13 protein-coding genes and 2 rRNA genes (1 of these 15 only partly in view) are annotated in these 12,393 nt (G+C 70.5%); 3 read left to right on the top strand and 12 right to left on the bottom strand.

Going from position 1 to position 12,393, the window contains the following annotated elements; translation table 11 throughout:
- Window positions 1-16: 16 nt before the first annotated feature.
- Window positions 17-289 (bottom strand): glutaredoxin family protein, encoded by a 273-nt coding sequence (locus KMS84_RS03475; RefSeq protein WP_256914509.1) that lies wholly within the window; start codon window positions 287-289, stop codon window positions 17-19.
- A 102-nt stretch (window positions 290-391) separates the two neighbouring features.
- Here KMS84_RS03475 and KMS84_RS03470 point away from each other — a divergent pair, with 102 nt between their 5' ends.
- The 3 genes from KMS84_RS03470 (at window position 392) to KMS84_RS03460 (ending at window position 4,001) form a co-directional block, all read left to right on the top strand.
- The gene (locus tag KMS84_RS03470; protein ID WP_256914508.1) at window positions 392-1,327 is read left to right on the top strand and encodes an HAD family hydrolase; all 936 of its coding nucleotides are present in this window, start codon (window positions 392-394) and stop codon (window positions 1,325-1,327) included.
- Window positions 1,328-1,737: 410 nt separating this feature from the next.
- A complete protein-coding gene (locus KMS84_RS03465) occupies window positions 1,738-2,517 on the top strand; it encodes an ECF subfamily RNA polymerase sigma factor, BldN family (RefSeq protein ID WP_256914507.1) in 780 nt (259 codons plus the stop codon).
- A 245-nt stretch (window positions 2,518-2,762) separates the two neighbouring features.
- On the top strand, window positions 2,763-4,001 hold the full coding sequence (locus KMS84_RS03460) for a DUF5667 domain-containing protein (RefSeq protein WP_256914506.1): 1,239 nt from the start codon (window positions 2,763-2,765) through the stop codon (window positions 3,999-4,001).
- 80 nt (window positions 4,002-4,081) lie between these two features.
- Here KMS84_RS03460 and KMS84_RS03455 read toward each other — a convergent pair whose 3' ends face one another.
- From KMS84_RS03455 to KMS84_RS03405, 11 genes are all read right to left on the bottom strand, one after another.
- Window positions 4,082-5,149 (bottom strand): lysophospholipid acyltransferase family protein, encoded by a 1,068-nt coding sequence (locus KMS84_RS03455; protein WP_256914505.1) that lies wholly within the window; start codon window positions 5,147-5,149, stop codon window positions 4,082-4,084.
- Window positions 5,150-5,163: 14 nt separating this feature from the next.
- Window positions 5,164-6,243, bottom strand: a complete 1,080-nt coding sequence (locus KMS84_RS03450) for an NAD-dependent epimerase/dehydratase family protein (RefSeq protein WP_256914504.1) — start codon at window positions 6,241-6,243, stop codon at window positions 5,164-5,166.
- A gap of 288 nt (window positions 6,244-6,531) precedes the next feature.
- Window positions 6,532-6,630 (bottom strand): 30S ribosomal protein bS22, encoded by a 99-nt coding sequence (locus tag KMS84_RS03445; protein WP_003948845.1) that lies wholly within the window; start codon window positions 6,628-6,630, stop codon window positions 6,532-6,534.
- 179 nt (window positions 6,631-6,809) lie between these two features.
- On the bottom strand, window positions 6,810-7,022 hold the full coding sequence (locus KMS84_RS03440; RefSeq protein WP_004984898.1) for a helix-turn-helix domain-containing protein: 213 nt from the start codon (window positions 7,020-7,022) through the stop codon (window positions 6,810-6,812).
- Between the two features lie 134 nt (window positions 7,023-7,156).
- Window positions 7,157-7,972 (bottom strand): phosphatase, encoded by an 816-nt coding sequence (locus KMS84_RS03435; protein ID WP_256914503.1) that lies wholly within the window; start codon window positions 7,970-7,972, stop codon window positions 7,157-7,159.
- A gap of 101 nt (window positions 7,973-8,073) precedes the next feature.
- On the bottom strand, window positions 8,074-9,246 hold the full coding sequence (locus KMS84_RS03430) for an acetoin utilization protein AcuC (RefSeq protein WP_256914502.1): 1,173 nt from the start codon (window positions 9,244-9,246) through the stop codon (window positions 8,074-8,076).
- Complete coding sequence (locus KMS84_RS03425) at window positions 9,197-10,231, bottom strand: MFS transporter (protein ID WP_256914501.1); 1,035 nt, start codon at window positions 10,229-10,231, stop codon at window positions 9,197-9,199. Before KMS84_RS03425 ends, KMS84_RS03430 begins: the two co-directional genes overlap by 50 nt.
- A 75-nt stretch (window positions 10,232-10,306) precedes the next feature.
- Window positions 10,307-11,017, bottom strand: a complete 711-nt coding sequence (locus KMS84_RS03420; RefSeq protein ID WP_256914500.1) for a VC0807 family protein — start codon at window positions 11,015-11,017, stop codon at window positions 10,307-10,309.
- 92 nt (window positions 11,018-11,109) lie between these two features.
- A complete protein-coding gene (locus KMS84_RS03415) occupies window positions 11,110-11,754 on the bottom strand; it encodes an HAD family hydrolase (RefSeq protein ID WP_256914499.1) in 645 nt (214 codons plus the stop codon).
- 114 nt (window positions 11,755-11,868) lie between these two features.
- A 5S ribosomal RNA gene (rrf, locus tag KMS84_RS03410) occupies window positions 11,869-11,985 on the bottom strand.
- An 89-nt stretch (window positions 11,986-12,074) separates the two neighbouring features.
- Window positions 12,075-12,393 (bottom strand): 23S ribosomal RNA (locus KMS84_RS03405); it runs 2,700 nt beyond the window's last position.

Raw genomic sequence — 12,393 nt, 5'->3', positions numbered from 1 at the left:
CTGATCGGTCAGTTCCTCAGCCGGCCAGCTCCTTGCGCAGCCGGCCCTCGTCCACCCGCCAGAAGGTGTGCTGTCTGCCGTCCACGAGGACGACGGGGATCTGCTCCCAGTACCGGTCGTACAGCTCCCGGTCGTCGGCGATGTCCTTCTGTTCCCAGGGCACGCCGAGCTCCGCGCACACCTTGTCGACGACACGCTCCGCGTCGTCGCACAGATGACAGCCGGACTTGCGGATCAGCGTGACCGACCGGTCGCCCGGGCCGGGCCTGCGTCGAAAGAGGGGACTCATACCGCCATTCTCGCGCTTCCTTAACGGCAGGGCCGCGGAGAGTTCACACCCTTCGAACCTCTCCGATCCGGAACCACCGAACCGACTGGCTATGCTCACGCCATGGCCGCTCTAGGATGGCTCACCCCCCGTAGGCGCTCCGCCACGGCGCGGAGCGTGTTGGCAGGCGAGGCCTCGGCGGAGGCAGCCCGCAAGTCCACCCAGGCCCTGGACTCCCAGGACGCCCTGGACGCTTCCCCCCGGGAGCCGCAGTTCCCGGTGCACGGCGACGCGATGGCCGCCGCCTTCTTCGACCTCGACAACACCGTCATGCAGGGCGCCGCGCTCTTCCACTTCGGCCGCGGCCTGTACAAACGGAAGTTCTTCGAGACCCGCGACCTGGTCCGCTTCGCCTGGCAGCAGGCCTGGTTCCGGCTGGCCGGCGTCGAGGACCCCGAGCACATGCAGGAGGCCCGCGACTCGGCGCTGTCCATCGTGCAGGGCCACCGCGTCTCCGAGCTGATGTCCATCGGCGAGGAGATCTACGACGAGTACATGGCCGAGCGCATCTGGCCGGGCACCCGCGCCCTCGCCCAGGCGCACCTCGACGCCGGCCAGAAGGTGTGGCTGGTCACGGCGGCCCCGGTGGAGATCGCCCAGGTGATCGCCCGCCGCCTCGGCCTCACCGGGGCGCTGGGCACGGTCGCGGAGTCGGTCGACGGCGTCTACACCGGCAAGCTGGTCGGCGAGCCGCTGCACGGACCCGCGAAGGCGGAGGCGGTGCGCGCGCTGGCGGCCGCGGAGAACCTGGACCTGTCGCGCTGCGCCGCCTACAGCGACTCGCACAACGACATCCCCATGCTGTCCCTGGTGGGCCACCCCTACGCCATCAACCCGGACGCCAAGCTGCGCAAGCACGCCCACACCCTCGACTGGCGGCTGCGCGACTACCGCACGGGCCGCAAGGCGGCCAAGGTCGGCATCCCGGCGGCGGCGGGCGTCGGAGCGGTCGCGGGCGGCACCGCGGCGGCCATCGCCCTGCACCGCCGCCGGCGGTAGGGAGGACGACGGGCAGGGGGACGACGAAGGCGGCCGCGGCGGTACGACAATCGCCCGGCCGCTTCGTCATGCCGCCCGGCAACACTCCACACCCACGAGCAAACCCGGCCAATCCGACGGTCGTACCCCCGTAACCCCGCACGCAGTCGCGTTGTCCGCGGACAGCCACAACACGCCCCGGACTGACCGGAAACCCGAACCCATTCGGTCAACAATCGTTCAGCTTGCGTAACTTGATCGAGCGTCAATAGGTCGCAGAAGCGACGTAATCGATGATTTGAGCAACTCGGTGTAGCAGGGCCTGTACGAAGCGTTATTCTCCTCAGACGCAATCCGGCACCCCTCCCGTCGTCACGACGGGTGAAAGGTTCCGCACTGCACGTGATGGAAGCTCTGCCTCTGGGAGTCCCGTGTACCCACACGTCGGGGTTGACGCCTCGGGCCTGGCTACGCTGCGCGCAACGGTCGCTACGGTCCAGGACCTGTTGCGCGGCTTCGTCCCCACCGCGTACGCCGTCCCCGCCTTCGCCACCGCCGCTCCGGCGGGCCCGTGCTATGCACTGGCGGAAGGCAGCGCCGCGGTCGGCAGACGAGGACGCTCGACCGGCGCGACCACCGCCCGCCGACCGGCCGCCGACAGCGACAGCGCCCGGATGATGGATCTCGTCGAACGCGCACAGGCCGGCGAGGCCGACGCCTTCGGGCGGCTGTACGACCAGTACAGCGACACCGTGTACCGCTACATCTACTACCGCGTGGGCGGCAAGGCGACAGCCGAGGACCTCACCAGCGAGACGTTCCTGCGCGCCCTGCGGCGCATCGGGACGTTCACCTGGCAGGGCCGCGACTTCGGCGCCTGGCTCGTCACCATCGCCCGCAACCTCGTCGCCGACCACTTCAAGTCGAGCAGGTTCCGGCTGGAAGTGACCACCGGCGAGATGCTCGACGCCAACGAGGTCGAGCGCTCACCCGAGGACTCCGTCCTGGAGTCCCTCTCCAACGCCGCGCTCCTGGACGCGGTGCGCCGGCTCAACCCCCAGCAGCAGGAGTGCGTGACGCTCCGGTTCCTCCAGGGCCTCTCCGTCGCGGAGACCGCTCGCGTCATGGGCAAGAACGAGGGAGCGATCAAGACGCTCCAGTACCGGGCCGTCCGCACCCTCGCCCGCCTCCTGCCGGAAGACGCCCGCTGACCGACCCGTCGGCGCACTACTGTCGGCCATACCCAACTCACGTTCAGTGAAAGTCCGTTGACTTCCCGATCCGATCATCCGCCGTCCGTAACCCAAGTGCCGCGCCAGTCGTTGTGCGGGATACAGGCTCCCTGTGGTCACGTCCTGGCCGACCCCGATCACCCGATCGTGTGGAACCGGCCTGGGGCGTGCAACCCTCAGAACCCCCGGGGAGTCGACCGTCATGACGAGAGGAGGTGCCGCCTGTGATCGCGAACGTATCGGCACACCGGCGGGCGAACGCCTTCGCCCAGGCCCTGGAGGAGCAGTACGCCCAGGGCACGGCGGCCGAGCAGACCGAAGGATCACCGCCGGCGCCGGCCGCTGCGGACCAGACCGAGCAGGGCCGCATTCTGGCCCTCGCCACGAGTCTCGCCGAGCTGCCCAAACCGGAACTCGACCCCGAGGTCAAGGTCGTCCAGCGGGCCCAGTTGGTCGCCGCGATGGAGGCCATGCTGCAAGCGGGCACCGCGGGAGGCGAAGCCGCGCAACCCTCGGTGCCGGAGCAACGCTCCCACCGGGCGAAGGGCACACACCGGGCCGGTCCCCTGGGCAAACTGCGACCGCGTTCCCGTCTGGCCAAGGGCCTCACCGCGGGCGGCCTCAGCGTCGGCGTCGCGGCGGGCGCCTTCGGCGGAGTCGCCGCGGCCAGCTCCGACGCCCTCCCCGGCGACGGGCTCTACGGGCTGAAGCGCGGCATCGAGGACTTCAAGCTCACCTACCTGGCCGACGGCGACGACGAACGCGGTCGCACCTACCTCGACCAGGCCTCCACCCGGCTCGGCGAAGCCCGTCGGCTCATGGAACGGGGCCGCAGCGGCGACCTCGACCACGAGTCCCTCGGCGAGATCCGCCGCGCCCTGAACGGCATGCAGCACGACGCCACGGAAGGCCACCGCCTCCTCCACGAGGCGTACGAACGCGACCCGAACTCCCTGGGACCCATCCAGGCCCTCGACGCGTTCACCCGCTCGCACCGCGAGGCCTGGGGCGCCCTGCGCGACCGCCTGCCGGTCCAGCTCGGGGACGTCAGCCAGCAGGTCTCCTCGGTCTTCGAAGCCATAGACGAAGAGGTCGCCCCGCTACAGGCCCTGCTGCCGCAGCCGCCCGCCCCCGGCGGCGGCGCCCGCCACGGCTCCGGTCCGGCGTCCACCGGCGCCTCGGAGACCGGCCGCTCGACCACCCCCGGCGCCCGCCCGGGCAAGGAGTCGACCGAGGGCGGCCACACCACCCCCGGCACCCCCGGCAAGTCGTCCCCCGGCGCCACCGGAGACGCCGACGGCCTGCTCGGCGGCAACACCGGCGGCCTGCTCGACCCCCCGAAGGACAGCGGCGGCAGCAGCGCCCCGTCCCTCACGCCCAGCACCCGGCCGGACGTCACCCTCCCGCCGCTGCTGCCCGGCCTGCTCCCGGGCCTGGGCATCGACAGCGAGGACGCGGACTAGCAAGCCGCACGGCGGTCACGGCGATGGGGCGCTCCTTCCCGGAAGGAGCGCCCCATCGCCGTGCGTCGCACCGCCGCCGCCTAGAAGAACACCGACCGCCGCTGCACCAGCAGCTTGTAGAGCGTGTGCTGGATCTGTTCCCTGACCTGGTCCGTCAGGTTGAACATCAGCATCGGGTCCTCGGCGGCCTCCGGAGGGAAGCCGTCCGTCGGGATCGGCTCGCCGAACTGGATCGTCCACTTCGTGGGCAGCGGGATCGCGCCCAGCGGGCCCAGCCACGGGAACGTCGGCGTCAGCGGGAAGTACGGGAAGCCCAGCACCCGCGCCAGCGTCTTGGCGTTGCCGATCATCGGGTAGATCTCCTCCGCCCCCACGATCGAGCAGGGGATGATCGGAGCGCCCTGGCGCAGCGCCGTCGAGACGAAACCGCCCCGTCCGAACCGCTGCAACTTGTACCGCTCGCTGAAGGGCTTGCCGATGCCCTTGAAGCCCTCCGGCATCACCCCGACCAGTTCGCCCTGGCCCAGCAGCCGTTCCGCGTCCTCGGCGCAGGCGAGGGTGTGACCGAGCTTGCGGGCCAGCTCGTTGACCACCGGCAGCACGAACACCAGGTCGGCGGCCAGCAGCCGCAGATGCCGGCCCGCGGGGTGGTGGTCGTGGACGGCGACCTGCATCATCAGCCCGTCCAGCGGCAGCGTCCCGGAGTGGTTGGCGACGATCAGCGCCCCGCCCTCGGCCGGGATGTTCTCGACGCCCTTCACCTCGACCCGGAAGTACTTCTCGTACACCGGCCGCAGCAGCGACATCAGGACCTGGTCGGTGAGCTCCTCGTCGTAGCCGAAGTCGTCGACCTCGTAGTCGCCCGTGAGGCGCCGGCGCAGGAAGGACAGGCCGCCCGCGATCCGGCGCTCCAGGCCACCGCCTCCCGCGTCCTCGTGCCCCTGTCCCTCACCCGTCACAGGAACATCATCCTGCCCGGCCGCCCGGGTGGGCAGGGGCTGGACCTCTCCGACCTCGCCGATCTCCCGGACGGGCGCGGCCTCGTGCTTCTTGCGCCGGCTCCCCGCGCCCCGGCGCCGGGACGGCCGCGGCGCGGCGCTCCCCCGGGACCGGTCGTCGTCGAACGGAATGACCTTGGCGTCCGCCATCGTTGCTGCGCTCCTCAGTTGGCGCTCGGCGTCGGGGGGTGGGCCGGGGCGGCGAGCGGATCGCCGCCCGCCGGCGCCAGCGCGGCGATCCGGTCGACGGCCCCGGCGACGGCCTCGGGCGGCAGCAGCCCGGGCCCCTGGCTGCGCGCGAAGTCCTCGAACGTCCCGGCCGTGGTGTAGCGCGGCCGGAACCCCAGCGTCTCGCGCATCTGGACCGTCGAGACGACCCGTCCGTGGGTGAGCAGCCGGATCTGCTCGGGCGAGAAGTCCGTCATGCCCAGCGTACGCACCAGGGAGCCCGCCCAGGTGACGGCCGGCAGCAGCAGGGGCACGGTGGGCCGCCCGAGCCGGCGCGAGCACTGCGACAGCAGCAGCACCCCGTCCCCGGCGATGTTGAAGGTGCCGCTGTTGAGCGTGCCCCGCTCCGGCTCGTGCGAGCCGATCCGCAGCACCTCGATGACGTCGTCCTCGTGCACGAACTGGAGCCGGGGGTCGTACCCGAACACCGTGGGCAGCACGGGCAGCGAGAAGTACGCGGCGAGCGGCGTCTCGGCGGTGGGCCCGAGGATGTTGGCGAACCGCAGCACGCACACGGCGACGTCGGGCCGCCGCCGGGCGAACCCGCGCACATAGCCCTCCACCTCCACGGCGTCCTTGGCGAAGCCCCCACTGGGCAGCGACTTGGCGGACGTGGTCTCGGTGAACACGGCCGGGTCGCGCGGCGCGGACCCGTAGACGTTGGTGCTGGACTTGACCACCAGCCGCTTCACGTTCGGCGACTTCTGGCAGGCGCCGAGCAGCTGCATGGTGCCGATGACGTTGGTCTCCTTGACCGTGGTCCGGCTGCCGCCGCCCAGCGCGGTGCCCGTCACGTCCAGATGGACGACCGTGTCGGCGCCGGTCTCCGCGAGCACCCGCGCGATGGTCGGCTGGCGGATGTCGGCCTGGATGAACTCGGCGCCGCCGAGATGGTGCTCGGGGGGCACGGCGTCCACGGCGACGACCCGGTCGACCTGGGGGTCCCGCAGGATCCGTCGTACGAACCGCCCCCCGAGTTGACGGGCCACTCCGGTAACGAGCACGACCTTTCCCAAGATCAGCGCCTTCCTTCCGTCCTGGAACCGCCTGGCTACCCTGCCGCGTTCCCCGTCTGCGGGCCAACTTAGCGGGTCGATATTGCGCTGTGGTGACCGGCCGATGCCCGAAGTGACGGGAACCGTCGGTCGTACGACCTGACCGGCCACGACGCACGTCCAGGCATACGCACGGCGTTCAGCCGGGCGCACACGGCCCGGACATGCGTGTGGCCCCCCACCGATAACACGGTGGGGGGCCACACGACGCCTACGCGGCTCGCGTCGCGAGGAAGTAAGTACGTTCGCTTACTTCTTGTTGCGACGCTGAACGCGCGTGCGCTTGAGCAGCTTGCGGTGCTTCTTCTTGGCCATCCGCTTGCGCCGCTTCTTGATAACAGAGCCCACGACTACCCTCGCTCACTTCTCATCACTCGGTGCTGGGCGCCATGGGCCCATACGACCTACGAGGGGCTAGCCTACCCGCCCGAGCGCTGAGGTCGTAATCGAGGCTCCGGAGGGGTCCGGGACGGCCCTGCGGCCGGACCCCTCCGCCCTGCTGCCCGTCCTGCGGACAGGCCCGGCCGTCAGGCGGTTTCCACCCCCACATAGCTCTCGCGGAGGTACTCGTGAACCGCTTGCTCGGGGACGCGGAAGGACCGCCCCACCCGGATAGCGGGCAGATGACCGCTGTGCACCAGCCGGTACACGGTCATCTTCGACACTCGCATCACCGAGGCGACTTCCGCCACGGTAAGGAACTGAACCTCGTTCAGAGGCCTCTCGCCAGCTGCAGCCATGACACACCTGAACCTTCCGCACTCGACTCGACGGCCACCGGCTTCCCCTTCCGGTGACTCTTCGTCGCTGCGTGCTCACTCCCCAATGTAGGGGCGGGTGATGCGAGTGGGGAAGAGGTGCACCCATCAGCGGCCTACTCGGACAGACACGCTCGATTGAGTACGTAGCGGGTCAGTGGCTCGTAGTAAGCGGGACGTACGGCGTCGTCAAGTGGAACGACCACGGAGACGGTCCCCTCGGCCTCCCCGACGAACGGCGCGGGGTCGTCGGTGTCCGCCAGGCCGATGGCCTCGAACCCCAGCTGACCTGCCCCGCAGACCCACCCGTGGTCACCGATCACCAGCGCGGGGAGCCGTCCGCCGTCCGCCGCCGCCGCCGCGAGAGCCGCCCGAACCGGCAGCGGGGAATGGCTGTGCACACCGGTCGCACAACCGGCGCGTTCGACGCCGGCCTCCCGGACGACGGCGACGCCCCGTACGTACCCGAGGCGGTGGGTGCGTAGACCGAACCGGGTCGTTATGTCGACACAGTGACCCTGCGCCGGGCTGAGGACATCACATCCCGCCGTCGACAAGGCGTCCGCCAGAGCGGCGTAGAAACCCAGCAGCCGGTGCGGATGCCCGGTGCCGAGGAGTACCCGGGAACCACGCTGGGCCACCGAAGCGAGCCGATCCGCGAAGGCGTCCAGCGCGGCCAGCGTCCGTTCGGGATCGATCACATCATGCCCGGAGACGCACCCCGGATCGGCCGAAACCCCGCACTTGTCCGCCATCAGCGCGATCAGCTCCCGCTGCCCCCACCGCCGTTCGGGATCCAGCCCGAGCAGCACCCGGGGATCCCGGGCGGCGAAGAGCCGGTAGCTGCGCAGGCTCTCCTCCCGGGTGGTGGCCACCACCCCGGCCAGCCCCGCAGCAAGCAGATGCGCCCGAAGGTCCGCCGTACTCGACACGGGAGCGATGCTGACGGACAGGGAGCACGCCCGGGGCGCAAACGGGGCCGACACCGCACGGTCGGCGTAAGCCTCCGGCCCACCGCCCCCGCTCTTCGCCCCTACGCCAGCAGCCCGCGCAGCGGGAACACCGCCCGCCGGGTGGCGAGCACGGCCTGGTCCAGCCGGTCGGCGGGGTCGTACCCGGCCTCCCACTCGGCCCACCCCACGGGCCACCGCCCGTCCGTCATCCGCAGGGGCCCCAACTGCCGCGTGCGGGCGAAGACCTCCTGCCGCCAGCCCTCCGGGATCACCGTCTCCGGCGCGACCGGCGTCCCGGCCGCCACCGCCACCAGATGCGCCCAGGACCGCGGCACCACGTCGACCACGGCGTAGCCGCCACCGCCCAGCGCGACCCACCTCCCCCCGGCGTACGCGTGCGCCAGCTCGTGGCACGCCACCTGGACGGCCCGCTGCGCGTCGAGGGACACCGCGAGATGGGCCAGCGGATCCTCGAAGTGCGTGTCGGCCCCGTGCTGCGTCACCAGCACATCCGGCCGGAAGTCGGCGATCAGCTCCGGCACCACCGCGTGGAACGCCCGCAGCCACCCCGCGTCCCCGGTCCCCGCCGGCAGCGCCACGTTCACCGCCGAACCCTGCGCCGCGTCCCCACCGGTCTCCTCCGGCCAGCCCGTCTGCGGGAACAACGTCCGGGGATGCTCGTGCAACGAGACCGTCAGCACCCGCGGATCGTCCCAGAACGCCGCCTGCACCCCGTCCCCGTGATGCACGTCCACATCCACGTACGCGACCCGCTCCGCCCCCAGCTCCAGCAACCGGGCGATCGCCAACGACGCGTCGTTGTACACGCAGAACCCCGACGCACCGCCCGGCATCGCGTGATGCAGCCCGCCCGAGAAGTTCACCGCGTGCAGCGCGTCCCCCCGCCACACCGCCTCGGCGGCCCCCACGGACAGCCCGGCGATCAGCGCCGACACCTCGTGCATCCCGGCGAACGCCGGATCGTCCATCGTCCCGAGCCCGTACGCCTGGTCGGCCGCCCCGGGATCCGCCGACGCCGCCTTCACGGCGTCCACGTAGTCCTCCCGGTGCACGAGCCGCAGCGTCGACTCCCCGGCCGGCTTCGCCGCGACGACGTCCAGCGCCAGGTCGAGCCCCAGGGCCCCCACCAGCCTCCGGGTCAGATCCAGCCGGACCGGATCCATCGGATGCCCGGGCCCGAAGTCATAGCCCGTTACTGCCTCGTCCCACATCAGCTGTGCGCGGCCGCTCATGCCCGCCACCGTATCGGTCCGCCCGAGGAGCGAACGACCGGGCGTACACCAACGTCACCAGCACCAACACCATCGGCACCGCCATCGCCCCGCGGTAGCTCCACGCGTCGCCCAGCGCCCCCACCCGCACCACGGCCGCCGCACCGAACCGCCGCACCCCGAAGTCCCCGATGGCCCGCCCGAGCAGCGTCGTCACCATGTAGACGTTGTACGGGACCGTGGCCAGCTGCTCCGAACTCCCCAGCACGTCCTGCAAGTACTTCGCGCTCCAGTTGGAGACCGTCGAGTCCCCGATGTACGCGAAGGTCATCACCAGGCACAGCGGCAGCAACAGCCGGAAGACGACCGCCGAACCGCCGCCCGCCGCCGACTCCCCTTCTGCGTCACTCCCGTCGGCCCCGACCTCGGCCCCGGCCCCGGCGCGGGAGTCCCCGTCGACGTACCAACGGCTCCCCGCCAGAGCGGCCGGCAGCAACACCGCCACCACCGGCAGATACGACACCCACAGCGCCAGATGCCAGTGCGCGCCCACCCACGCCAGCGAGGCCCCCACGATGCCGCCCAGGCTGTACACGGCGTGGAACCCCAGCATGATGCTGCGCCCGTACGTCCGTTGCAGACTCACCCCGAGCATGTTCATCGAGGCGTCCAGCGCACCCACCGCGAGCCCGAACACCGCGAGCGCCGTCCCCAGCCCCGCCATCCCGTGCCCCGCGCCCACCCCCACCAGGGCCAGCAGCACCACCGGCTGGGACCAGCGCAACAGCACGCTGGGCGGTATCCGCTTCACCAGCTGCTCGGTCGTCACACTGCCCACCCCGGCCAGCACGGGCACGGCCGCGAGGAAGACGGGCAGCAGCGCGTCCGAGACGCCGTACCGGTCCTGGATGGCCGGGATCCGGGTCACCAGCAGCGCGAACGCGGCCCCCTGCGCGAAGAAGCTGAACGCCAGCGAGGCCCTGCCGCGCCGCAGCACATCTGTCATGGCGGCGAGCGTAGGGCCCCGGCGTACTCGTGGGTAGATCCAGCCAAAGATGAGTTCTCCTCAGCTTCGAGGACGTCACCGCGCGAGGGCGACCTCCAGCACCTCGGACCCGGCCTCCGCCGGCTGCCCCTTCCCGGCCTCGTCGGAGACCATCGCCTCCATCGGCCCGGCGCCCAGCGCGCCGCCGACCACGATGCCCAGTCCGATCGCCACCACCATGACCACGGACCCCAGCCACACCATGGTGTCCACCGGCACCGTGTACGCGCCGACGATCCGCACCACGCACTCCGCCAGCAGCACCGCACCCCACACCAGCGAGAAGGCCCGCTCACGCCTGCGGAAGTCCGCCGACGCGACCGCCGCCCCGCTCTCCAGCCGCGCCCAGGCCGCCTCGCGGACCGCGTCGCCCTTCACCAGGAACGGCTTGAGCCCGGCGGTCATCATCGGCCGCCCGAGCGCCACGGAGACGAGGATCCCGATCCCGACCGTGCTGCTGACCCCGCTGTCCTTGGCGAGCATCAGCCGCGGGTCGCCGGAGACGAAGCTCAGCACCAGACCCACGACGTTGACGACGAGGATGAGCCCGGCGAGACCGTTGACCGCCCGCTCCCTCACCGCGCTCCACAGGGTGCGCCCGGCCGGCACCACGCTGCTCCAGGCGAGTGCGGCGAACGTGCTCATCCCGAACGCACCCTTGAAGAGGTAGTACGACCCGAGCGGCACCGCCACGTCCACGATGAGCGGGGCGAAGGCGTTCTGCTTCTTGTGCTGGTTCGTCGTCATGCCCTCAGCTTCGCCGCCAGGAGGGGTCCCCCAGTAGAAACGATCGTCCAGTACCCGGCATGACAATTGTCAGGCCGCGGACGTCCCCGCCGTCAGACCAGCAGGTCGGGCAACTGCCCCAGTTCCGGGAAGAGTCGGGTGGCTCCCGCGAGCTTCGCGGCGGGAGTCATCGCGGTGAACCCGTACACGTCCATCCCCGCCGCCACGGCCGCCTGCACGCCCAGCGGACTGTCCTCGACGACCACGCAGCGCTCCGGCCGGGTGCCCATCCGCTCAGCCGCGTACAGGAACAGGTCGGGGGCCGGCTTGCCCTTCCCCACGTCCTGCGAGCTGAAGACGCGGTCCTCGGAGAACCAGCGGTCCAGACCGGTCTTCCGGTGCCCCACCCGGATGCGCTCATGGCTCCCCGACGAGGCCACGCAGTACGGCACACCGTCCGCGGCGAGCTTGGCGAGGACGTCCTCGGCCCCGGACACGGGCTCCAGCTCGCGCTCGAAGGCCACGAACACCCGCCGGTGGAAGGTGTCGTCGAAGTCCGCCGGCAGCCGCCTGCCCGTGCGTTCCTCGACGAGTTCGTGGATGCGGTGCATCGCGGACCCCATGTAGTCCCGGATGGACTCCTCGTAGGACGTCGGATGCCCCAGCTCCGTCAGATAGGCCGCCAGATGCCTGTTGGAGATCGGCTCGCTGTCCACGAGGACGCCGTCGTTGTCGAAGATCACCAAGTCGTAGCGCATGCCTGAACCCTAAGCGACCCCGGAATACCGCCCCGGAACACCGGCCCCCGCATACTGATCCCGGAAACGCAGAAAACCCCCGCACCAACGGTGCGGGGGTTTCCCATAAAATTTGTTCGGCGGTGTCCTACTCTCCCACAGGGTCCCCCCTGCAGTACCATCGGCGCTGTAAGGCTTAGCTTCCGGGTTCGGAATGTAACCGGGCGTTTCCCTCACGCTATGACCACCGAAACACTATGAAACTGTCAGCCGCACCATACCGTGACCATGGCATGGGGCTGTTCGTGGTTTCAGAACCAACACAGTGGACGCGAGCAACTGAGGACAAGCCCTCGGCCTATTAGTACCAGTCAGCTTCACCCATTACTGGGCTTCCACATCCGGCCTATCAACCCAGTCGTCTACTGGGAGCCTTAACCCCTCAAGGGGGTGGGAATACTCATCTCGAAGCAGGCTTCCCGCTTAGATGCTTTCAGCGGTTATCCCTCCCGAACGTAGCCAACCAGCCATGCCCTTGGCAGAACAACTGGCACACCAGAGGTTCGTCCGTCCCGGTCCTCTCGTACTAGGGACAGCCCTTCTCAATATTCCTGCGCGCGCAGCGGATAGGGACCGAACTGTCTCACGACGTTCTAAACC

This window comes from Streptomyces hilarionis, assembly GCF_024539675.1.
GTDB classification, from domain to species: Bacteria; Actinomycetota; Actinomycetes; order Streptomycetales; family Streptomycetaceae; genus Streptomyces; species Streptomyces hilarionis.
The sequence above is the reverse complement of the archived record's forward strand: the minus strand, read 5'-3'. Positions and strand labels throughout refer to the sequence as shown.

What these genes read in the sequence shown, in the direction of transcription:
- KMS84_RS03475 (WP_256914509.1), bottom strand. Translation starts at nt 289, where the DNA reads ATGAGTCCCCTCTTTCGACGCAGGCCCGGCCCGGGCGACCGGTCGGTC.
- KMS84_RS03470 (WP_256914508.1), top strand. Translation starts at nt 392, where the DNA reads ATGGCCGCTCTAGGATGGCTCACCCCCCGTAGGCGCTCCGCCACGGCG.
- KMS84_RS03455 (WP_256914505.1), bottom strand. Translation starts at nt 5,149, where the DNA reads ATGGCGGACGCCAAGGTCATTCCGTTCGACGACGACCGGTCCCGGGGG.
- KMS84_RS03440 (WP_004984898.1), bottom strand. Translation starts at nt 7,022, where the DNA reads ATGGCTGCAGCTGGCGAGAGGCCTCTGAACGAGGTTCAGTTCCTTACC.
- KMS84_RS03430 (WP_256914502.1), bottom strand. Translation starts at nt 9,246, where the DNA reads ATGAGCGGCCGCGCACAGCTGATGTGGGACGAGGCAGTAACGGGCTAT.
- KMS84_RS03425 (WP_256914501.1), bottom strand. Translation starts at nt 10,231, where the DNA reads ATGACAGATGTGCTGCGGCGCGGCAGGGCCTCGCTGGCGTTCAGCTTC.
- KMS84_RS03420 (WP_256914500.1), bottom strand. Translation starts at nt 11,017, where the DNA reads ATGACGACGAACCAGCACAAGAAGCAGAACGCCTTCGCCCCGCTCATC.
- KMS84_RS03415 (WP_256914499.1), bottom strand. Translation starts at nt 11,754, where the DNA reads ATGCGCTACGACTTGGTGATCTTCGACAACGACGGCGTCCTCGTGGAC.